General features: G+C 62.6%; 18 protein-coding genes and 1 riboswitch. Of the genes, 8 read left to right on the forward strand and 10 right to left on the reverse strand.

Annotation, left to right across the window (positions count from 1 at the left end):
• The first annotated feature begins 269 nt into the window (after positions 1 to 269).
• Positions 270 to 2,231, forward strand: coding sequence for a methyl-accepting chemotaxis protein (locus V6L75_RS11610; RefSeq protein ID WP_334251679.1), 1,962 nt, complete (start codon positions 270 to 272; stop codon positions 2,229 to 2,231).
• 77 nt (positions 2,232 to 2,308) lie between these two features.
• Here V6L75_RS11610 and V6L75_RS11615 read toward each other — a convergent pair whose 3' ends face one another.
• From V6L75_RS11615 to V6L75_RS11625, 3 genes are all read right to left on the reverse strand, one after another.
• Entirely contained in the window at positions 2,309 to 2,767 is a 459-nt protein-coding gene (locus V6L75_RS11615) for a GAF domain-containing protein (protein WP_334251680.1), read from the reverse strand.
• A gap of 245 nt (positions 2,768 to 3,012) precedes the next feature.
• Positions 3,013 to 4,617 (reverse strand): ABC transporter substrate-binding protein, encoded by a 1,605-nt coding sequence (locus tag V6L75_RS11620; RefSeq protein WP_334251681.1) that lies wholly within the window; start codon positions 4,615 to 4,617, stop codon positions 3,013 to 3,015.
• 49 nt (positions 4,618 to 4,666) lie between these two features.
• On the reverse strand, positions 4,667 to 5,287 hold the full coding sequence (locus tag V6L75_RS11625; RefSeq protein ID WP_334251682.1) for a helix-turn-helix domain-containing protein: 621 nt from the start codon (positions 5,285 to 5,287) through the stop codon (positions 4,667 to 4,669).
• Positions 5,288 to 5,367: 80 nt separating this feature from the next.
• Here V6L75_RS11625 and V6L75_RS11630 point away from each other — a divergent pair, with 80 nt between their 5' ends.
• The 4 genes from V6L75_RS11630 to V6L75_RS11645 are packed head-to-tail and all read left to right on the forward strand — an operon-like array spanning position 5,368 to position 8,891.
• Complete coding sequence (locus tag V6L75_RS11630) at positions 5,368 to 6,420, forward strand: ABC transporter permease (protein WP_425498751.1); 1,053 nt, start codon at positions 5,368 to 5,370, stop codon at positions 6,418 to 6,420.
• Positions 6,417 to 7,319: an ABC transporter permease gene (locus tag V6L75_RS11635; protein WP_334251683.1), complete on the forward strand. Its 903-nt coding sequence runs from the start codon at positions 6,417 to 6,419 to the stop codon at positions 7,317 to 7,319. The genes V6L75_RS11630 and V6L75_RS11635 overlap by 4 nt, the downstream gene beginning before the upstream one ends.
• Positions 7,320 to 7,329: 10 nt before the next feature.
• Positions 7,330 to 8,166 carry an ABC transporter ATP-binding protein gene (locus V6L75_RS11640; RefSeq protein WP_334251684.1) on the forward strand — a complete coding sequence of 279 codons (837 nt, stop codon included), beginning with the start codon at positions 7,330 to 7,332 and terminating at the stop codon, positions 8,164 to 8,166.
• Entirely contained in the window at positions 8,163 to 8,891 is a 729-nt protein-coding gene (locus tag V6L75_RS11645; protein ID WP_334251685.1) for an ABC transporter ATP-binding protein, read from the forward strand. The genes V6L75_RS11640 and V6L75_RS11645 overlap by 4 nt, the downstream gene beginning before the upstream one ends.
• Here the strand turns inward: V6L75_RS11645 and V6L75_RS11650 are convergent.
• Positions 8,852 to 9,892 (reverse strand): helix-turn-helix domain-containing protein, encoded by a 1,041-nt coding sequence (locus V6L75_RS11650; protein WP_334251686.1) that lies wholly within the window; start codon positions 9,890 to 9,892, stop codon positions 8,852 to 8,854. The two genes, V6L75_RS11645 and V6L75_RS11650, sit on opposite strands and share 40 nt — an antisense overlap.
• A 145-nt stretch (positions 9,893 to 10,037) precedes the next feature.
• Between V6L75_RS11650 and V6L75_RS11655 the strand changes: the two genes are divergently transcribed.
• Complete coding sequence (locus V6L75_RS11655) at positions 10,038 to 10,475, forward strand: rhodanese-like domain-containing protein (RefSeq protein ID WP_334251687.1); 438 nt, start codon at positions 10,038 to 10,040, stop codon at positions 10,473 to 10,475.
• A 293-nt stretch (positions 10,476 to 10,768) separates the two neighbouring features.
• Here V6L75_RS11655 and V6L75_RS11660 read toward each other — a convergent pair whose 3' ends face one another.
• The 4 genes from V6L75_RS11660 to V6L75_RS11675 form a co-directional block, all read right to left on the reverse strand.
• Positions 10,769 to 11,671, reverse strand: a complete 903-nt coding sequence (locus V6L75_RS11660) for a DMT family transporter (protein ID WP_334251688.1) — start codon at positions 11,669 to 11,671, stop codon at positions 10,769 to 10,771.
• Positions 11,672 to 11,762: 91 nt separating this feature from the next.
• A riboswitch (FMN riboswitch) is annotated at positions 11,763 to 11,920 on the reverse strand.
• Positions 11,921 to 11,980: 60 nt separating this feature from the next.
• The gene (locus V6L75_RS11665; RefSeq protein WP_334251689.1) at positions 11,981 to 12,646 is read right to left on the reverse strand and encodes an HAD hydrolase-like protein; all 666 of its coding nucleotides are present in this window, start codon (positions 12,644 to 12,646) and stop codon (positions 11,981 to 11,983) included.
• The gene (locus V6L75_RS11670; RefSeq protein ID WP_334251690.1) at positions 12,643 to 14,655 is read right to left on the reverse strand and encodes an acetyl/propionyl/methylcrotonyl-CoA carboxylase subunit alpha; all 2,013 of its coding nucleotides are present in this window, start codon (positions 14,653 to 14,655) and stop codon (positions 12,643 to 12,645) included. The genes V6L75_RS11665 and V6L75_RS11670 overlap by 4 nt, the downstream gene beginning before the upstream one ends.
• Positions 14,656 to 14,839: 184 nt before the next feature.
• Positions 14,840 to 15,790: a sensor domain-containing diguanylate cyclase gene (locus V6L75_RS11675; RefSeq protein WP_334251691.1), complete on the reverse strand. Its 951-nt coding sequence runs from the start codon at positions 15,788 to 15,790 to the stop codon at positions 14,840 to 14,842.
• A gap of 264 nt (positions 15,791 to 16,054) precedes the next feature.
• Here V6L75_RS11675 and folB point away from each other — a divergent pair, with 264 nt between their 5' ends.
• Entirely contained in the window at positions 16,055 to 16,420 is a 366-nt protein-coding gene (gene folB, locus V6L75_RS11680; RefSeq protein ID WP_019965807.1) for a dihydroneopterin aldolase, read from the forward strand.
• Positions 16,421 to 16,567: 147 nt separating this feature from the next.
• Positions 16,568 to 16,876, forward strand: coding sequence for a hypothetical protein (locus V6L75_RS11685; protein ID WP_334251692.1), 309 nt, complete (start codon positions 16,568 to 16,570; stop codon positions 16,874 to 16,876).
• Between the two features lie 7 nt (positions 16,877 to 16,883).
• Here V6L75_RS11685 and V6L75_RS11690 read toward each other — a convergent pair whose 3' ends face one another.
• Together V6L75_RS11690 and cobO are read right to left on the reverse strand one after the other, a co-directional pair.
• Positions 16,884 to 18,371, reverse strand: a complete 1,488-nt coding sequence (locus V6L75_RS11690; protein ID WP_334251693.1) for a cobyric acid synthase — start codon at positions 18,369 to 18,371, stop codon at positions 16,884 to 16,886.
• Positions 18,371 to 19,006 carry a cob(I)yrinic acid a,c-diamide adenosyltransferase gene (gene cobO / locus V6L75_RS11695; protein ID WP_334251694.1) on the reverse strand — a complete coding sequence of 212 codons (636 nt, stop codon included), beginning with the start codon at positions 19,004 to 19,006 and terminating at the stop codon, positions 18,371 to 18,373. The genes V6L75_RS11690 and cobO overlap by 1 nt, the downstream gene beginning before the upstream one ends.
• Positions 19,007 to 19,009 lie beyond the last annotated feature (3 nt).

Raw genomic sequence — 19,009 nt, forward strand, 5'->3', positions numbered from 1 at the left:
GCTCCCTTGCCTCTGCTATCTCGACCTGCATGAGACTGCATTCTGCGCCACCACAAGGTTAGCCAGGTCAGGAAAAATCCTGATTCCGCTGAGTTCGGCGCGTATTCCCGCTGCTGACTATTTAATACTACTATTAAACTCCGAAGCGCAGGGAAGTGACGGACACAAGACACAACCGTTTAGGCAGTTTTAAGCATCATCAGTCAAATAGTACCAAGGAGGAAGCTACCGGAATCACAGTGACCACCAGGCAGAGAGAAACTACGACGATGACGCAGATTGACCCGTCCGGCCGCCGCCGCAGTCTCATGACCAGGATCCTTGCGGCAACTGCCGCCTCGATCCTTGGAATTTTCGCCATCTTCGCCCTCTACAACGACATTGTCATGCGCGAGCAGACGGAAGAGCGCGTGAACAGCAACCTGTCGATGGTGGGCAGTTCCGTCGCCAAGAGCGTGTCGAACTGGCTGACGGGCAGGACCATGCTGACCGAATTCGCCATGCAGTCGCTGGGGGCAAAGCCAGCTTCCGAAATGGCGCCCGAACAGTTCGACATCCCGCTGCTGACTTCCACCTTCCTGATGACCTACTACGGCAACTCGGAAGGCCAGTTCTTCCAGTGGCCGCCCTCACCGCTTCCCGAAGGCTATGATCCGCGCAAGCGCCCCTGGTACAAGGCAGCTGCATCCTTCGGCAAGCTGACACTGACCGAACCCTATATCGCCGCCTCTTCGGGTGAACTGAACATCACTGCTGCCGCTCCGCGCTATCAGGGTGGCCAGCTGGTGGGCGTCGTCGGCTCCGACTTCTCGATCCAGATGCTGGATCAGATGCTGAAGGACGCCAATCTGGGGGATCTCGGCTACCTATTCATCACAGACAAGTCGGGCAAGGTGCTGATCCATGCCAATCAGGACCTGATCGGCAAGACGCTCGCCGACATCTATCCGGGCGCGCAGGTTTCAACCGGTGCCATGCAGGATGTGGAGAGCAATGACGGCGCGCGGCTGCTTGGCTTCCAGCCGATTGCAGGCCTGCCGGGCGTGGACTGGTATGTTGCCATGTCCATCGACAAGGCCGTGGCCTTTGCCGAACTGTCCGACTTCCGCCAATCCACGCTGATCGCGACCCTCGCAGCCGTTGCCATCATGCTGGGCATCATCGGCACCCTGTTCCGCAACTGGTTGGCCCGTCCGCTGTCCAGCATCACCGGCGCGATGAGCCAGATCGCCGAAGGTGACCTCACAGTGGCCATTCCCGGTCTTGGCCGCAATGACGAGATCGGCGCGATCGCCGGGGCCGTGCAGGTGTTCAAGGAGCATTCGCTGGAACGCGAGCGCCTGGAAGCGGCCCAGCACGCCGAACAGAAAGCAAAGGAGCGGCGTGCAGAGGCTGTTGACCGGATGATCAACGCCTTCGCATCCGAGGTGGGATCGGCCCTGCAGACCGTAACATCGGCAACGCAGAACGTTGTCTCCACCGCCCGCCAGCTGACCCAGACGTCCGAAACAAGTTCGGACAACGCCAGTCAGGCCGCTGCGGCTTCCGAGCAGGCTGCTGCAAACGTCCGTTCTGTTGCGGCTGCCTCTGAAGAGCTGAATTCCTCGATCGCCGAGATTGCCCGCCGCGTCGAGCATTCCAACGAGATCGCCAACCGCGCGTCGGATGCCGCCACCCAAACGAACCAGACCGTCCAGAGCCTGGTGCAGACGACGGAAAAGATCAGCCAGATCGTCAGCCTTATCAATGACATTGCCGCCCAGACCAACCTTCTGGCCCTCAATGCCACCATTGAGGCGGCACGTGCTGGTGATGCCGGAAAGGGCTTTGCCGTCGTGGCAACGGAGGTGAAGTCTCTGGCCAACCAGACGGCTTCTGCGACGGAAGAAATCGCCACGCAGATTCAGGCGATGCAGGCCGTCTCCAATCAGGCTGCCATGGCCATCGGCAGCATCGCAGATGTCATCGGTCAGATGACGCATATCTCAACCGACATCTCCGCCGCCGTGACCCAGCAGAGCGGGGCCACCACCGAAATCTCCCGTTCGGTGCATGAAGTGGCAACCGGCACGCAGAATGTATCGGAAACCCTGAGCCATGTGTCACGCGGGGCCAGCGAAACCGGCGAGAGCGCGCAGGTGCTGCTCGACGTTGCCACCCAGCTGACCCAGCAGACCGGCAACCTGCGCCAGCGGATCGATGCCTTCTTCGCCGAGATCCGCGCCGCCTGAGACACGCGGCAGACCCGAACGTAAAAGGGCGGCCCATCGGCTGCCCTTTTTGTTTTCAGATCCGCCGGGACCCGGCGTCAGGCTTCCATTGGCACGCGGGCCATGGCTTCCAGCAGAGCAGCACGGTGCTCTTCCACCAGCGCCTCCAGCTTTGCCACCCGTTCAGGCGTGAAATGCCCTTCGGCATCCAGAATGTTGACGGTGCCCATGACCTGCTCCCCGTCTGAAACGGGTATGTTCATTGCAGAGTAACAGCCGAGCTGGTTGATGAGGGCGTGATCGGAAAAATAGACCGCGAATTCCGGCGTCGTGTTGGCCACAAAGCTCTTCTGCTCGCCGATCACGAGATCGGTCCAGCCATCCGAGCGCATCGGCTTGGTGCCCGATGTGGGATAGTCAGTGGGGTGAGAGGTATAAGCGCGGCGGCTGAGACCTGCCTTGCGGTCAAGAACCGTCACCGTGAACAGGCGCGCGCCCACGGCGGTGCGGGCAGCCTCATGCAGGGCAGCAAAGACGGTATCGGGGGATGCGGTCATGATGGACTTCCGGGGCGTTGGGATGAGAAAGGAAATGGCGGGAGGTAGTGGTGTATCTTCCTTGAATCTCAACGGTGTCATCCCGGTTTGACGCGCAACGGCAACACCGGGATCCAGTAGGCCCGGCGCACATGATGCGAATGCCTGGGGTACTGGATCCCCGCCTTCGCGGGGATGACAGCGGTTGAGCGGCATGCCCGAAGGGCAGCCTGCCGCCCTCCGGGATATCATTCAGGCAAGCTGCCTCAGTTCTTGGTCACGAGACGGTAGTAGACGAAATCCGACGTCGCTCCGTTGACGTAGCCTTGCACCTTGCCGTTCATGGCGACCTGCTTCACGGCCTGGAACATGATGACGAAGGGCGCTTCCGCCTGCATCGCCTTCTGCAGCTCTGCATACATTTCGAGGCGCTTTTCCGGCGACTTTTCGGTCAGCGCGGCCATCGTCTTTTCGTTGATCTCCTTCGGCGGCATCCAGGCATTGCGCCAGGTGGTCGTCGAGGCGTACTTGTCGTCCGAATTGTCCGCGTTATAGGCGAAGGCCTTGGCGTTGGAATGCGGGTCCATGAAGTCCGGCCCCCAGTAGAGCAGCATGCCCTGATGGGTGCGGGCGCGGTACTTGGTGATCACCTGTGCGCCGGTGCCGGGGATGATCTCGAAGTTGATACCCGCCGGAGCGAAGGACGACTGCAGCGCCTGCGCCATGTCGGTGAAGGGGCTGGAGTTGATCACGTCGAGCTGGATGGTCAGCGGCAGCTTTACCCCGCCATCGGCGAGGATCTTCTTCGCCTTTTCCAGATCATACTTGAACGGCGTGTCATTGACCGCGCCGGGGAAGCCTTCCGGCCAGAAGGCCTGATGCACCATCATCTGGCCCTTCAGGAAGGTGCTGGCCATGCCGTCATAATCGACGAGATAGCGCGAAGCCTCCCACAGGGCCTTGCTGGTCAGAGCCTCGGTCTTCTGGTTGAAGGAAATCCAGTGAACGGCGGCCTGCGGATAGGTCTCGACCTTGATGTCAGACTTGCCTTCAAGGCCCGACACCTGATCGGGCGTCAGGTTCTTCGCCATATCCACATCGCCGGATTCCAGCAGCAGGCGCTGGGTGGCCGCTTCCGCCACATGACGTATGACGACCTGCTTCATGGCCGGTGCCCCGCCCCAGTAGTCCGGGTTGCTTTCCAGCGCCAGCATTTCGGAGGGCTTGTAGGCGCGCAGCTTGAAAGGACCGGTGCCGGCGGAGTTCTTGTTCAGCCAGGCATTGCCAAGATCATCATTTTCCTGATGCGACATGACCGTTTCCATGTCGACCACGGAGGCGACACGGGCAGCAAGAACGTTAAGCACGAAGAGCGGCGAGAAATCGCCGGCATAGCGGACGGTGACCTTGTTGCCATCCACGGTCACCATCTCTTCGATGTTGTCCGGGGTCCAGCCAAGATTGGCGAGAATGAAGGCGGGGGCCTTATTGAGGACCAGAACGCGCTTCCACGATCCCAGCACATCTTCACCGCGAAGCGGATTGCCGGAATGGAACTTCACACCATCACGCAGGGTGAAGACGATGGTCTTGTTGTCCGCGTCAATCGCCCATTCGCTGGCAAGGCCCGGCGCCAACGTGGTGGTGTCCACTGCGTCATACTGGACAAGCTGGTTGTAGACATTGACGACATATTCGCCGGAGGAGAACTCGTAGGCGGTCGCCGGGTCGATGGTGACGATATCATCGATGTTCTGCGCAACGACGAGGGCCGAGCCCGGCGTTGCAGCATGGGCCGGCAGCGTGACCGGCGCAGTCAGGGCCGTCAGCGACAACAGACCGGCGGCAAACGCGGTTCTGAAAAGCTTCATTGTCTTCTCCTGAAGGAAGGCAGGTTTGTCTTGGCCGCAGCATTCCCCGCTACGGCTGGTCGGGGGTTCGGCCAATGAGCCGGGGCGTGTTGCCGGTCCACAGGATACGGACCGGCCGGTCTCCGGCATTGGCGAAGGAATGGGGCGTGTCGCCCATGAAATGCAGGCTGTCCCCGGCGTTGAGCGTGAAGACTGCTTCGCCCAGCGTCTGGCGCAATGTGCCCTCCAGCACGACGATCAGCTCCTCACCCGTGTGGGAAGTCTGCTCCGAGGAATAGCCAACCGGGATGTGGACGATCACTGACGACAGCGTGCCGCCCGGCAGCACCGTGTTGAGCCGCTCGTAGGACAAGGCCCCCTCGCCCAGCGAGAACAATTCACGCTCGCCCGAGCGGGTGATGCTGTTGGCGGGCTTTGGCGTCGCCACGAACCAGTCGATCTCAACACCCAGCGCATCGGCGATGGCAGCCAGCGTGCCTAGCGAGGGCGTGGCCTTGCCGCGCTCCACCTGCGACAGGAAGCCGACGGAAATGCCTGCCTGATCAGCCAGCTGCTGCAGGGTCAGATCCCCCTTGCGGCGCAGCTCGCGGATGCGGCCGCCAAAATGCGGCGTCGCCGCCACTGTTGCAGCGGCTTGCGTCTCCTCAGCGTCCTTGAGGGCGTTGCTCATCCCGGATCTCCAAAATTTCTTTGACGCTAGTAAAAAAATTTTGCTACGTCAAAAGAAGTTTAACTGGCAAGGAAAACGCCGTGAGCAACGCCACCCTGACCGGCCGCCGGGGCGCCCTTCCTGCCCGGCTCACTTCCCTGCTGTGGTTTGCCGCGACGATCGCACTGACCTTCCTCGGCCTGCTCGCAATCACCTTTGTCATCGGCCGCGTTGTGCCCATTGATCCGGTGCTGGCAGTCGTCGGTGACCGGGCGCCGAAGGAAGTCTATGATGCCGTGCGCCAGCAGATGGGTATTGATGATCCGCTGCTTGTCCAGTTCGCCCGTTACGTGGGCGATGTGCTGCAGGGCGATCTCGGCAAGGCGGTGACGACCTCGAATCCCGTGATCGAGGATCTGGCGCGAGTGTTTCCGGCCACATTCGAGATGGCAACGCTCGGCATCATCATCGGCGTTGCTATTGGCGTGCCGCTGGGCGTCTGGGCTGCCGCAAGGCAGGGCAGCGTCATCGACCAGATCATCCGCGTCATCGGTCTTGCCGGTTATGCTGTCCCTGCCTTCTGGCTGGGGCTTGCCGGTCTCGTGCTGTTTTACGCCAAGCTGCAATGGGTTGGCGGGCCGGGCCGGATCGACATCTTCCTTGATGGCATGGTGACGCCGCACACCGGGCTGCTGCTGGTGGATAGCCTGATCGACGGCGACATGGACAGCTTCAAAAGCGCCTTCGCCCATATCATCCTGCCCGCCACCATCCTCGGCTTTTTCGCCCTCGCCTATATCGCCCGCATGACCCGCTCCTTCATGCTGGAGCAGCTGGGGCAGGAGTTCATCACGACGGCCCGTGTGAAGGGCGCGCCGGAGCGGGTGGTGATCTGGCGCCACGCCTTCCGCCCGATCCGCGTGCAGCTGATCACCGTTATCGGCCTGTCCTACGCCGGATTGCTGGAAGGATCCGTGATGATCGAGACCGTATTCTCCTGGCCGGGCATCGGCAACTATCTCACCAACGCCCTGCTGAACGCCGACATGAATGCGGTGCTGGGTTCAACGCTGGTGATCGGTGCCGTCTTCATCTGCATCAACAAGCTGTCTGATGCGCTCTATCTCCTTCTCGACCCGAGGGCCCGCGCATGAGCTCGACCCGCGACTGGCTGCTGGACGAAACTCCCGCCACCCGCCTGCAGGCCCAGCTGGGCCAGGGCTACCGCACCTTGCGCGCGCTTCTGCGCAACCCGCTGACGGTGGTGGGGCTGGTGATCATCCTTGCACTGCTGCTGGCGGCCGCCTTCGCGCCGTGGATTGCGCCTTATGATCCCCTGCAGGGAGAACTGACAGCCCGCCTTATGCCTCCCTCCGCCGCCCACTGGATGGGCACGGATGAGCTGGGCCGTGACATCTTCAGCCGTGTCATTCACGGTGCCCGGATCACGCTGTTCATCGTGCTGCTGGTGGCCATCATTTCCGCGCCGCTCGGCCTCATCATCGGGGCCATATCGGGCTATTTCGGCGGGGTAGCGGACCGGATCATGATGGGGCTCACGGATATCTTCCTGTCCATGCCCCGGCTGATCCTTGCCCTTGCCTTTGTCGCCGCCCTCGGACCCGGCATCGAGAATGCGGTGATAGCCATCGCCATCACCGCCTGGCCGGTCTATGCCCGCCTTGCCCGCGCTGAAACGCTGACCATCCGCAAGGCGGAGTTCATCGCCGCGGTGCGGATGCAGGGGGCGGGCCACGGCCGCATCATCCTGCGCCACATCCTGCCGCTGTGCATGTCCTCCACCATCGTCCGCGTCACGCTGGACATGGCGGGCATCATTCTGACCGCCGCAGGCCTCGGCTTCCTCGGCCTGGGCGCGCAGCCGCCGCTGCCCGAATGGGGGGCGATGATCTCCCGCGGACGGGCTTTCATTCTGGATCAGTGGTGGGTGGCCACCATGCCCGGCTTTGCCATCGTCATCGTCAGCCTCGGCTTCTGCCTCTTCGGCGATGGCCTGCGTGACGTGCTTGATCCGCGCCAGCGCACGAAATGAGGGACGGGTCATGAGCACGCTTCTCGACGTTCAGAACCTCAAGGTCCGTTTCCCCACCGAACGCGGCGAGGTGGAGGTGGTTAAGGGCATCAGCTTCTCTCTGGGCCGCGAGCGGCTTGGCATCGTGGGTGAATCCGGCTCCGGCAAGTCCATGACAGGCCGGTCCATCATGGGTCTGATTGGTCATCCGGGCCGCGTCACCGCAGACCGGATGGTGTTTGACGGCATTGACCTTACGAAGACCGGTGAGGCCGGATACCGCCGCCTGCGCGGGGCGCGCATGTCCATGGTGATGCAGGACCCGAAGTTCTCGCTAAACCCGGTTATGCGCATCGGTGAGCAGATCGGCGAAGCCCTCGCCTTCCATGCCCGGATAAGCGCGAAAGCCCGCAAGACAAAGGTTCTGGAAGCACTGGAAGCGGTGCGGATCAACGATCCGGAGCGGGTCTATGCGCTTTATCCGCATGAAGTTTCCGGCGGCATGGGCCAGCGGGTGATGATCGCCATGATGGTGATCCTTGAGCCGGACCTGATGATTGCCGACGAGCCGACCTCGGCGCTGGATGTGTCCGTCCGCGCGCAGGTGCTGGAAATCATGGACGATCTCGTCCGCCGCCGCGGCATGGGACTGATGCTGATCAGCCACGACCTCAACATGGTCTCGCACTGGTGCGACCGCATCCTTGTCATGTTCAACGGCGAAATCGTCGAGGAATGTGCTGCTGGCAAGCTGCATGAGGCGAAGCACCCCTACACGCAAGGGCTCATCGCTTCCCTGCCCCGCCTCAATGAGACCCGCGAGCGCCTGCCCGTGCTCGACCGCGCCGCACTGGAGAAACTGGCATGATCGGCGTTGAAGGCCTCACGGTTGTCTACGGCAACACGGCAGTGGTTCGGGATGTCAGCTTCTCCGTCGCCACCGGCGAGAGTTTTGCGCTCGTAGGAGAATCGGGCTCCGGCAAGTCCACCATCCTGAAGGCACTTGCCGGACAGGTGGACAGCTGGTCCGGCGCGCTGACGCTCAGCGGCCTGCCGCTCGGCCACAAACGCACCAAGGCGATGATGCGCCACGTGCAGATGGTGTTTCAGGACCCCTACGGCTCGCTCCATCCGCGCAAGACGGTGGATGATACCTTGAGTGAACCGCTGGCGATCCATGGGCTTGGTGACCGGGACCAGCGCGTTCTGTCCATGCTGGATGCCGTCGGCCTTGCCCGCAAGTTCCGCTTCCGCCTGCCGCATCAACTCTCCGGCGGCCAGCGCCAGCGCGTTGCCATCGCCCGTGCCCTGATGCTTGAGCCGGAGCTGCTGCTGCTTGACGAGCCGACCTCGGCGCTCGACGTGTCAGTGCAGGCGGAAATCCTCAACCTGCTGAAGTCCTTGCGCGAGGAGCGCGGCCTCACCTATCTGCTCGTCACGCACGATCTGCCGGTGGTTTCCTTCCTCTGCGACCGGCTGGGTGTGCTGCGCCATGGCCAGCTGGAGGAAATTGCGCCAGTCTCGGCGCTTAAGGCGGGCGCGCTGACCAGTGCCTATGGCCGCGAACTGATGGAGCGCAGCGAGGCGTTCTGAGAAGCTTCCTCTGACGCTGGACTAATGGAGCCTTGAAACTCCGCACGGTAACGTGAAGGCGGCACGGTCATGATCCGGCGGAAATGCAGGCGGAAGGTTTCCGGCGCACCGAAGCCGCAGCGGGCGGCGATGGCGTCGATGCTCTCGCTGCTTGCCTCCAGCAGATTGCAGGCATGGCGGATGCGGGCGCGGATCAGCCAGTCGAGCGGCGCTAGGCCGGTGGCATCGCGGAAGCGGCGGCTGAGGGTGCGCAGGCTGCAACAGGCGGCATCCGCCATGCGCTGCAAATCCCACTCCTGGTCCAGTTCCCGCTCGATCCGCTCCAGCAGCGGCGCGAGCGAGCCTTGAGGAAAACGGGCAACGGGCCTTGGCACGAACTGCGCCTGCCCACCCTCCCGCTGCGCCGGAACCACAAGGCTGCGGGCCAGCGCATTGGCCGCCTGCCAGCCGAAATCCCGGCGGACCAGCGACAGGGAAAGGTCGATCCCGGCAGCAGACCCCGCCGCCGTCAGCACGTTACCGTCTTCCACGAACAGCACGTCCTCGACGATGTCAGAGGCAGGCGCCACCCGGCGCAGGTCCGGGATGTAGCGCCAGTGCGTCGTCGCTCTGCGTCCATCCAGCAATCCCGCCGCCGCCAGCAGAAAGGCACCGCTGCAGAAAGTCACCAGCCGCGCACCTCGTGCATGCGCTGTCTGAAGCCTTTGCTTCAGGCCGTGCGGCAGCCGGTGGTCACGCCCCGGCCAGCCGGGCACGAGGATGATATCCGCCTCATCAACGAGGCTCAGCGGCGCGTCTGCCCGCACTGAAACGCCGCCGCTGGCGGAGACGGTCTCCATCTCCACCGCGACAGCGGCAAAGCGATACCACGGCCCCTCCACCTCCGGCTTTTTGGATGCGAAAACCTCCGTGCAGATGGAAAATTCAAAGAGGCTTAGCCCCTCATAGACCAGCGCCACCGCCAGCGGTGCCTGCTCTGCCCCTTGCTCCTGAACACCCATGACGCCCTCTTTGATCACTTGGCATGATCCTACCGGACAATGGCATTCAGGCCAATGGTGACGAAACGGATTTCCAGCGATCTTCAGCCCATCGCAGCCCGGCCCGCCGCAGACACAGGTGCCGGAGAAACACGAGGATGAGACGATGCCCAGTTCCGTGACCCAGTTCCCCGCCGCCCCTTCCGCCGAGGCTCTTGCCCATTTCGAGGCACGGCTTGGCTTTGAGACCGATTGCTGGGACGTGCATCACGCCCTTGCAACGGGACAGCAGGACTTTGTGCTTCTGGATGTGCGCAGCCCAGCGCTTTACGAAAGCGGCCATCTGCCCGGCGCGCTCAACCTGCCGCATGGCAAGATGACGGAGCGGCGGATGGCGGAGTTTCCGGCAGGCTCGCTTTTCGTCGTCTATTGCGCCGGGCCGCATTGCAACGGCGCCAACAAGGCCGCCGTCCGCCTCGCCCGGCTCGGCCTGCCGGTGAAGGAACTCATCGGCGGCGTCACCGGCTGGCTGGATGAAGGCTTTGCGCTGGCAAAGGGCATAGAGCCAGGCAGCGTTGCGGAGCTGGAGGGGGCGGTGGTTTGAGGACAAACGGCCCCGCAAGGCCAACAGCAAGTCAGGACATATCTTGCAGGCAGCACCTCCCTTACAGGTCCCGGCACAAGGCCGGGACGGTACGGTGAGGATGCCAGAGCAATATGCCCCCAACGCAGTGCCGCATGGCTTAGGGCAAGCGAGTTGAACTGGCTCCAATAGAATAGACACTCCCTGCGCCGTCCCGGCCTTGTGCCGGGACCTGTAAGGGGCGCACTTTCACTTGACCTTTGCGGTACATTTCAACCGCTTTAACCGGCTGGACAGGCAGACTTGAGCCGCCTTCACGCCGCCTGTGCGGTAAGGCGGCCTGAGCGTTTTTCGTCGGCCAGAACGAGGAACGACCCGGCGAGGATGAGCGCTGCACCGGGCCAGAGGTAGCCTTCCGGTGCGAAGCCGAAGGCGAGCCAGCCGGCGAGGATGTTCAGCGGCAGTTTCAGGTGGTCGAAGGGCTGCACGAAGGCGGCGTCTGCGCGGGCATAGGCCAGCGTCAGCAGATAGTTGGCGCTGACGGTGAAGAGCCCGGCGCCCAGCGCCAGACCAATGCCCCAGCCCTGCGGCAGCACCGTGCCACCATCGGCCAGCGCCATAAGTGCATTGGCAGGCGTCAGCAGCATCAGGAGGAAGAGGGTCACCGTTTCAGGCTCTTCCTCGCCGGTCAGGCGCTTGGTAACAAGCGACGCCCCGCCCCAGAGAGCAGCCGCCAGAACCGGCAGAAGGCTCGCCAGCACGAAGTCATCGGACCAGGGCGCCAGCAGGATCATGCCGCCGGCAAAGCCGGTGAGCGTTGCCAGCCAGCGCAGCGGGCTGACGGCTTCGCCCAGAAACAGCCGCGCCCCGGCGATAACGAAGAAGGGCGAGGTCATCACCAGCGCGATGGCCTGCCAGATGGGCACATGGGCCAGACCGAAGGCCCAGGCCTGCACACCACCAACGGCCAGCACAACCCGCAGGGCATGCAGGCCGGGACGGCGCATGGTGAAGCGCCTCAACCCGCCGCGCAGCACCAGCGGCAGGGCAAAAACGAAGGCGACAAAATACTGCCAGAAAGCCGCGCTTGAGGCAGGCAGCCCGTGCAGCATCGTCGCGCCCTGCAGGCACAGATTGACGATGGCAAAGGACGCCCCTGCCCCCACCATACAGGCGGCGGCCGCAAGCGGCTGGCGTGAATAGGTATTTGCGGACATGCACGGCGCTCCAACGCTGTCGTCATGTCCCCGGGGACAATCATGCGCATGGCAAACCGCACCCGTTTGCGGCGGGCGGGCCAGCTGGCGCACAAGCTCTCTTTCATCCGGACTATACCGTCGGCTCCGGCATCGCACCGGATCTGCTGACCCTCTCCGGCAAACCGGAGAGGCGCTCGCGGGCTCCAGACAGAAACAAGCCTGCCTGATACCGCCGGTGGGGAATTGCACCCCGCCCCGAGAACTTCTGTGCCAAGGCATAGACCCGCTTGCCCCTATGGCGCAAGAGGTCATGCCCGTATTTTTCAGTCAGACTGAAAGCCAGCTCCCGATACCGGCAGGTTCGGCGGCGATCAGGGCAGGCTTCTCCGCCTCCAGCTCCTCGCGCGAGCCGTAGCCCCAGAGCACGCCAATGCTGCGCAAGCCGTTGGCATTGGCGCCGATCAGGTCATGCTTGCGGTCACCGATCATGACGCACTGCTCCGGTGAACGCCCTTCCTCGGCGAGAAGATAGGCAATCAGCTCCGCCTTGGCCGAACGGGTGCCGTCCAGCTCCGAGCCATAGACGCGGATGAAATCCGGCATCAGGCCGAAATGCTCGACGATCTTGCCGGCATAGGCGTGAGGTTTGGAGGTCGCGACATAAAGCGAGAAACCAGCTTCAGACAAATTGCGGGTCAGCGGCGCGATGCCCGTAATCAGCTCGTTCTCGTAAAGTCCGGTGACCGTGTAGCGCTCGCGGTAGAGCGCCACGGCCCGGTCCAGCAGCTCCTTGTCGCTGCTGTTGAGAAGGACGGCGAAACTGTCCCACAGCGGCGGGCCGATGCACCAGCCGAGCTCTTCGGCTGGCGGCACAACGGCGCCAAGGGCTGCAAGGGCATGCTGGATGGACCGCGTGATCCCGGCAAAAGGATCGGTCAGGGTCCCGTCCAGATCGAACAGGACCGTATCGATCCCGCCAGAGGACTGCGTCATTCAAACTCCATGATCACGGCATCCACCGCCAGGCTGTCGCCGGGCTTGGCCTTGATCGAGGAGATAACACAGTCCCGCTCGGCGCGAAGCACGTTTTCCATCTTCATGGCTTCGACGATGGCCAGCTGCTCGCCCGCCTTCACCTCCTGCCCCTCGGTGACGGCGATGGAGACAACGAGGCCCGGCATCGGGCACAGCAGCAGGCGGGAGGTGTCCGGCGGCAGCTTTTCCGGCATCAAGGCGTCCAGCTCCGCCGTGCGCGGGGTCATGACGCGGGCGATGACGGAAAAGCCCTGCCAGTCGAGCCGGTAGCCGCTGCGCACCGGGCGCACCTGCGCGGTCACGCGCTTGCCGCCAACGGTCCCATTCCACAGCACATCCCCCGGCACCCAGCTGGAAGTGACCGTCACAGGCGCACCCTCGCCCACGGCAATATCCATCTCGATGGGCGTGCCGGGATAACCTTCGGTGAGGCGAACGGGGATGTAGTCCTTGCCGATCTTGACGGTCCAGGCCTCGCGCACAGCACCCGAATGCGGACGCAGGCGGCCCGGCAGATGGTCCAGCCGCTCGCGCCGCAGGGTTTCCATGGTCAGTGCAACGGCAGCCAGGGTTTCCAGCGCGGCCGCATCCGGCTCCGCCGGAGCAAAGCCATCCGGATATTCCTCGGCAATGAAGCCGGTGGAGAGGGTTCCGGCGCGCCAGCGCGGATGGTTCATCAGCGAGGTGAGGAAGGGAACGTTGTGCTGAATGCCATCCACATAGAAGGCGTCGAGCGCATTCGACATGGCTTCTATTGCCGTCGCCCGGTCCGGCGCATGGGTGATCAGCTTGGCGATCATCGGGTCGTAGAACATGGAGATTTCCGAGCCCTCGACCACGCCCGTGTCATTGCGCACGGTCACGCCATCGCTCACCTCTTCCTGCGGCGGCCTGTAGCGCACCAGCCGGCCGATGGAGGGCAGGAAATTGCGGTAAGGATCTTCCGCATAGATGCGGCTTTCCACGGCCCAGCCGTTCAGCTTCACATCGGACTGGCTGATGGAGAGCTTTTCGCCGGCAGCAACGCGGATCATCTGCTCCACCAGGTCGATGCCGGTGATCAGTTCAGTCACCGGATGCTCCACCTGCAGGCGGGTGTTCATTTCCAGGAAAAAGAAGCTCTTGTCCTGCCCGGCGACAAATTCCACCGTGCCTGCGCTGTCGTAGTTCACGGCTTTGGCAAGCGCCACGGCTTGCTCGCCCATGGCGCGGCGCGTCGCCTCGTCCAGCAGCGGAGATGGAGCCTCCTCGATGACCTTCTGATTGCGGCGCTGGATCGAGCATTCACGCTCGCCCAGATAGATCACGTTGCCATGCTTGTCGCCCAGAACCTGAATTTCGATATGGCGCGGGTTCTGGATGAACTTCTCGATGAACACACGGTCATCGCCAAAGGAAGAGGCTGCTTCCGACTTGGAGCGGGCATAGCCCTCATGCACTTCGCCCGCATTCCATGCAATGCGCATGCCCTTGCCGCCGCCACCGGCCGAGGCCTTGATCATCACCGGATAGCCGATCTCCTCTGCGATCTGCACGGCTTCCTCCGGTGACTGGATCACCCCCAGATAGCCCGGCACTGTGCTGACCTTGGCGGCATTGGCGAATTTCTTGGATTCGATCTTGTCCCCCATGGCCTCGATAGCCTTGGGGTTGGGGCCGATGAAGACAATGCCCTCCGCCGCCAGTGCAGCCGGGAAAGCAGCACGCTCGGACAGGAAGCCATAGCCGGGGTGCACGGCCTCTGCGCCGGTCTGCTTGCAGGCAGCGATGATCTTGTCCATCACCAGATAGGACTCGGAGGCCGCAGCCGGGCCGATATGCACCGCCTCGTCCGCCATCTCCACATGCAGGGCGTCCCGGTCCGCGTCGGAATAAACGGCTACGGTCCTGATGCCCATCCGCTTTGCGGTCTTGATAACCCGGCAGGCGATTTCGCCCCGGTTTGCGATCAGGATCTTTGAAAACATGCCTCGCCTGCTCCCGCGTCCAACTGGCCCATTCCGTTACGTGACGAACGGTTTGCCAGCGATATTTGTAAGCCTTCCTTGGGTTTTAGGCGGGCTGTATCTGCGGCGCAATATCACCAAAGGATGAGCTGGAGCAGCCTCATCCTGCCGTTTGCCAAGGCAGTTCCCCGGCCCGCAAGTTGTTCTAACCGTTCAAGCCGGAAAAATGCACGCGGTCGCGGCCCGCGGACTTCGCAGCATACAGCGCCTCATCGGCCTGCTTCAGCAGCAAGCCATAGACAGCTTCTCTGCCGCTGGGCCAGCTGCCAGACGGGAGGCACGCCCCTCCGGCACTGATGGTCACATGCCCAAGTGGACTGGACTTATGCCCGAAGGCCTGTATTGCAACTGCGAAATTGATACGCTGAAGAATTTCAAAGGCCTGCTGAGCGGTGGCCCCTGGCATGAGAACCACAAACTCCTCTCCCCCGTAGCGAGCAACCGCGTCACAAGCGCTTCGGATCTGCCCGGAGATGAGGCTGGCCACCTGCTGCAGAACAGCATCACCCGCCGGATGGCCATAGGTGTCATTGTAACGCTTGAACCAGTCAACGTCGATCAACCCGAGAGAGACGGGCAGATTATCCTGCTGCAAGCGGCCAAGCCCGGTATCAAGCAAATCCTGCAGGCCGTTCCGGTTTAGCACACCTGTCAAGGGGTCAGTCGCAGCAAGCCGCTTGATCTTCTCGTAGGCCTCGGAGAGCTGACGGTTCGTTTCCGCCCGCTCCATTTCCATCCGCTTGCGGCCAGAAATGTCCGACAGGGTCACGAAAACCGCCGGAAACTCCTCTGCCGCTTCAAGTGCAAGCAAGGTGACAGAGACCAGGTAATGCGCCCCGCGGAATTCGATCTCGTGATCAGGAACATCAATCCCGTTCGAAAGGAACTGAAAATCCCGCCGTGCATTCTGCACAATCTCAGGCGGACAGAATTCCCCGATACACTTTTCTTTAAGTTCCTCCAGAGAAACCCCAAGCATTGCCGCATATTTTTGATTGGCCGCCACATAGCGGAATTCCTTATCCAGCAAACATGCAGAGACCGGGAGCGAAAGAAACAATTTCAGCAGCTCGCTAGCTGGCATTCCCTTGAACATGGCTACCTGCAGTTCAAAAAAGGCAACTCAAGTTGAGTGCAATAAGGGCTCTTACGTAGGACATCCCTAAAATTACTCCTATAATATCAAGTATAAAACTGAATGACGCGATTGAAAGCACCGTCAGGCAAAAAGAAGCAAATCTGCCCTTCGCAGCACGTCAGCCCGTTTATCCGGCACACCGCTGGATTTTCCCCCGCCAATCGCCTATCACCCGCTGGCCTGCCGCCCTTATCTGCTGCGGTACCAGCCTGTGAGCCCTCCATGGATGCCATTCACCTCGAAGATCTTGCCTTCTACGCCTATCACGGGCTCTACGAGGAGGAGATGCGCCTGGGCCAGCGGTTCATCGTCGACATGAGCTGCTGGCTCGATCTCGGGCCTGCCAGCCGCGAAGACGAGTATGACCTGACGGTCTGCTACGGCATGCTGGTGAAGACCATCGAAGGCGTGGTGCTGAACAACCGCTTCAATCTGATCGAGCGGCTGGCCGGGGCGATCATTGAGGCGGTTCTGGCCGCCGACAGCCGGATCGAAAAAGTGCGCGTGCGGGTTCACAAGCCCGGCGCTCCCCTTCCAATTGCGCAAGGGCGCGCCAGCGTCGAGCTTGAGCGTACACGCAATCGTTAACGCGTGCGGGCTGCCCTGCCCTTGCCGCCTGTCTGCGGGAACCTAGCTCTCCTTTTGCCGTTGTAGCAGTAACCGGCAGATGTTTCCCCGCACTTGCCGCCTTCCATGGCGGGGCGGAAGGATCGGGGCCTCTTGATGGAGATGATGATGTCTGGATTCATGCGACATGCCGCCCTCACGCTCGCGGTTCTCGCGGCAGGCACGAGCGCTGCCGCAGCAAGACCCGACCTGCGGCAGATGACTTGCGCCGAGGCTCAGCAGACCGTGTTGCGCAACGGAGCCGTGGTCTTCACCACCGGCCCCGTCACATATGACCGCTTTGTTGCCAACCACAGCTATTGCGACCGCTGGGAACAAGCAGTTCCGGTAACGGCTGCGACAAAGGATACGCCGCAATGCCCGGTCGCCTACAAGTGCCAGGAACCGGTGTTTGACCGTTTCGGGTGGGATGACTGATCCGCAATCACTTTCGTGATTGCGCGATACGCAGGATCAGGTCCATGTCCATGTGCCGGGCCAGATGCCCGGCCAGTTCATCGAGCACCGCATCCATGGACGCAGTGTAGGAGACTTGCGCTGCCGCTCCGAGGCCCGAAAGCCAGGCGGCACGGAAGGCGTCTCCCGTAAAAAGCCCGTGCAGATAGGTGCCCAGAACCCGGCCATCGGCGCTCTGGGCTCCGTCGTGCCGCGTGCTGCCGGGGTCATCCTGCAGGCTCAGAACCGGCCTTGCACAATCCGGGCCCGAGGTTTCGCCAAGGTGGATCTCATAGCCGGAGATGGGCACGCCACCCGGCAGGAAGGTGCCTTGCGCCTCACGGAGCTTCTTGTCCGCTGTCAGCACCGTATGCACATCGAGGAAGCCAAGCCCCTCGACCGTGCCCGCGCGGCCCTCGATGCCGTCCGGATCAGCAATGGTGCGGCCCAGCATCTGGTAGCCGCCGCAAAGGCCGATGATCCGTCCGCCGCGCCGGTGATGAGCGGCAAGGTCGATGTCCCAGCCCTGTGCCCGCAGGAAAGCCAGATCGCCCATGGTGGACTTGGTGCCGGGCAGCAGCACCACATCCGCATCGCCCGGCAGCGGCTGGCCGGGCTGTACCAGCACCAGCGTCACCTCCGGCTCTTGCCGCAGCGGGTCGAGATCATCAAAATTGGCGATGCGGGCGAGAACCGGCACAGCGATCTTCACCGGCCCGTTGCCAAGCCCATCCTCAAGCCCGAGAGCATCTTCGGCCGGCAGCAGCCCGGCTTTCGCAAACCACGGCACCACCCCGGCAGAGGCCCAGCCCGTGCGGCGGACGATCTCGCCAAGGCCATCATCAAATAATGACGGATCGCCCCGGAAGCGGTTGATGAAAAAGGCGCGGATGCGAGCCTGCTCCTCCGGCTCCAGCACCGCATGAGTACCGACCAGCGAGGCAATCACCCCGCCCCGGTCGATATCCCCGCACAGAAGCACCGGCAGGTCAGCGGCTTGCGCAAAGCCCATGTTGGCAATGTCGCCCTGGCGCAGATTGATTTCCGCCGGGCTGCCAGCCCCTTCAACCAACACCAGATCCGCCTCCTGCGACAGCAGGGCGAAACTCTCCAGCACCTTCGGCAGCAGTTCAGCCTTGCGCGAGCCATATTCGCGCGCCCGCATGGTGCCGAAGCGGCGGCCCTGCACGATCACCTGAGCACCCGTATCCGTCTCCGGTTTCAGCAGCACCGGGTTCATGTGCACGGTAGCCGGCATGCGGCAGGCCATGGCCTGTAACGCCTGCGCCCGGCCAATCTCGCCGCCATCCGTGGTGACAGCAGCATTGTTCGACATATTCTGTGGCTTGAAGGGAGCTACCTTCAGGCCCTGATTGGCAAAGTGGCGGCACAGGCCTGCGACGATCAGGCTCTTGCCCACATTCGATCCCGTGCCCTGCACCATCAGGGCGGGCTTGCGGATGCCCGCCTGCGCCATCAGTATTCCACCCCGGCCTGCGGCTTCACACCGGAGCGGAAGGGGTGTTTCACCTGCTCCATCTCGGTGACGAGATCGGCCACCTCGATCAGCTCATCCTTGGCGTTGCGCCCGGTGATGACGACATGCACGTCTTCCGGCTTCTCATCCTTCAGAAATGCGACCACCTCGGCGATATCGAGATAATCGTAGCGCAGCACGATGTTCAGCTCGTCGCAGAGCACCATCCGGTAGTCGCCGCTGGTGATCATCTCCTTGGCTGCATCCCAGGCTTCCTGCGCCGCAGCGATGTCGCGCTGGCGGTCCTGCGTTTCCCAGGTGAAGCCCTCACCCATGCGCTTGACGGTAACGAGATCGGCGAAGCGCTCCAGCGCATGGGTTTCGCCCGTGTCGAGGCGGCCCTTGACGAACTGCACCACGCCGACCCGGTGACCGTGACCAAGAGAGCGGAACACCATGCCGAAGCCTGCGGTGGATTTGCCCTTGCCCTTGCCGGTGTGGACGATGGTCAGACCCTTCTCGATGGTCTTGGTGGCCATGATCTTGTCGCGCGCCGCCTTCTTCTTGCGCATCTTCTCGGCATGGCGGGCGTTCACGTCTTCTTCGGTCTGAATCTCGGTGTCGGTCTCGGTCACGGC

This window comes from Pannonibacter anstelovis (assembly GCF_036881715.1).
Classification (GTDB): domain Bacteria; phylum Pseudomonadota; class Alphaproteobacteria; order Rhizobiales; family Stappiaceae; genus Pannonibacter; species Pannonibacter anstelovis.

Coding starts and splice junctions, on each gene's coding strand:
- V6L75_RS11620 (WP_334251681.1), bottom strand. CDS start 4,617: ATGAAGCTTTTCAGAACCGCGTTTGCCGCCGGTCTGTTGTCGCTGACG.
- V6L75_RS11670 (WP_334251690.1), bottom strand. CDS start 14,655: ATGTTTTCAAAGATCCTGATCGCAAACCGGGGCGAAATCGCCTGCCGG.
- V6L75_RS11645 (WP_334251685.1), top strand. CDS start 8,163: ATGATCGGCGTTGAAGGCCTCACGGTTGTCTACGGCAACACGGCAGTG.
- V6L75_RS11690 (WP_334251693.1), bottom strand. CDS start 18,371: ATGGCGCAGGCGGGCATCCGCAAGCCCGCCCTGATGGTGCAGGGCACG.
- V6L75_RS11650 (WP_334251686.1), bottom strand. CDS start 9,892: ATGGGTGTTCAGGAGCAAGGGGCAGAGCAGGCACCGCTGGCGGTGGCG.
- V6L75_RS11685 (WP_334251692.1), top strand. CDS start 16,568: ATGTCTGGATTCATGCGACATGCCGCCCTCACGCTCGCGGTTCTCGCG.
- V6L75_RS11675 (WP_334251691.1), bottom strand. CDS start 15,790: ATGTTCAAGGGAATGCCAGCTAGCGAGCTGCTGAAATTGTTTCTTTCG.
- V6L75_RS11625 (WP_334251682.1), bottom strand. CDS start 5,287: ATGAGCAACGCCCTCAAGGACGCTGAGGAGACGCAAGCCGCTGCAACA.
- V6L75_RS11615 (WP_334251680.1), bottom strand. CDS start 2,767: ATGACCGCATCCCCCGATACCGTCTTTGCTGCCCTGCATGAGGCTGCC.
- folB (WP_019965807.1), top strand. CDS start 16,055: ATGGATGCCATTCACCTCGAAGATCTTGCCTTCTACGCCTATCACGGG.
- V6L75_RS11610 (WP_334251679.1), top strand. CDS start 270: ATGACGCAGATTGACCCGTCCGGCCGCCGCCGCAGTCTCATGACCAGG.
- V6L75_RS11640 (WP_334251684.1), top strand. CDS start 7,330: ATGAGCACGCTTCTCGACGTTCAGAACCTCAAGGTCCGTTTCCCCACC.
- V6L75_RS11635 (WP_334251683.1), top strand. CDS start 6,417: ATGAGCTCGACCCGCGACTGGCTGCTGGACGAAACTCCCGCCACCCGC.
- V6L75_RS11665 (WP_334251689.1), bottom strand. CDS start 12,646: ATGACGCAGTCCTCTGGCGGGATCGATACGGTCCTGTTCGATCTGGAC.
- V6L75_RS11660 (WP_334251688.1), bottom strand. CDS start 11,671: ATGTCCGCAAATACCTATTCACGCCAGCCGCTTGCGGCCGCCGCCTGT.
- V6L75_RS11655 (WP_334251687.1), top strand. CDS start 10,038: ATGCCCAGTTCCGTGACCCAGTTCCCCGCCGCCCCTTCCGCCGAGGCT.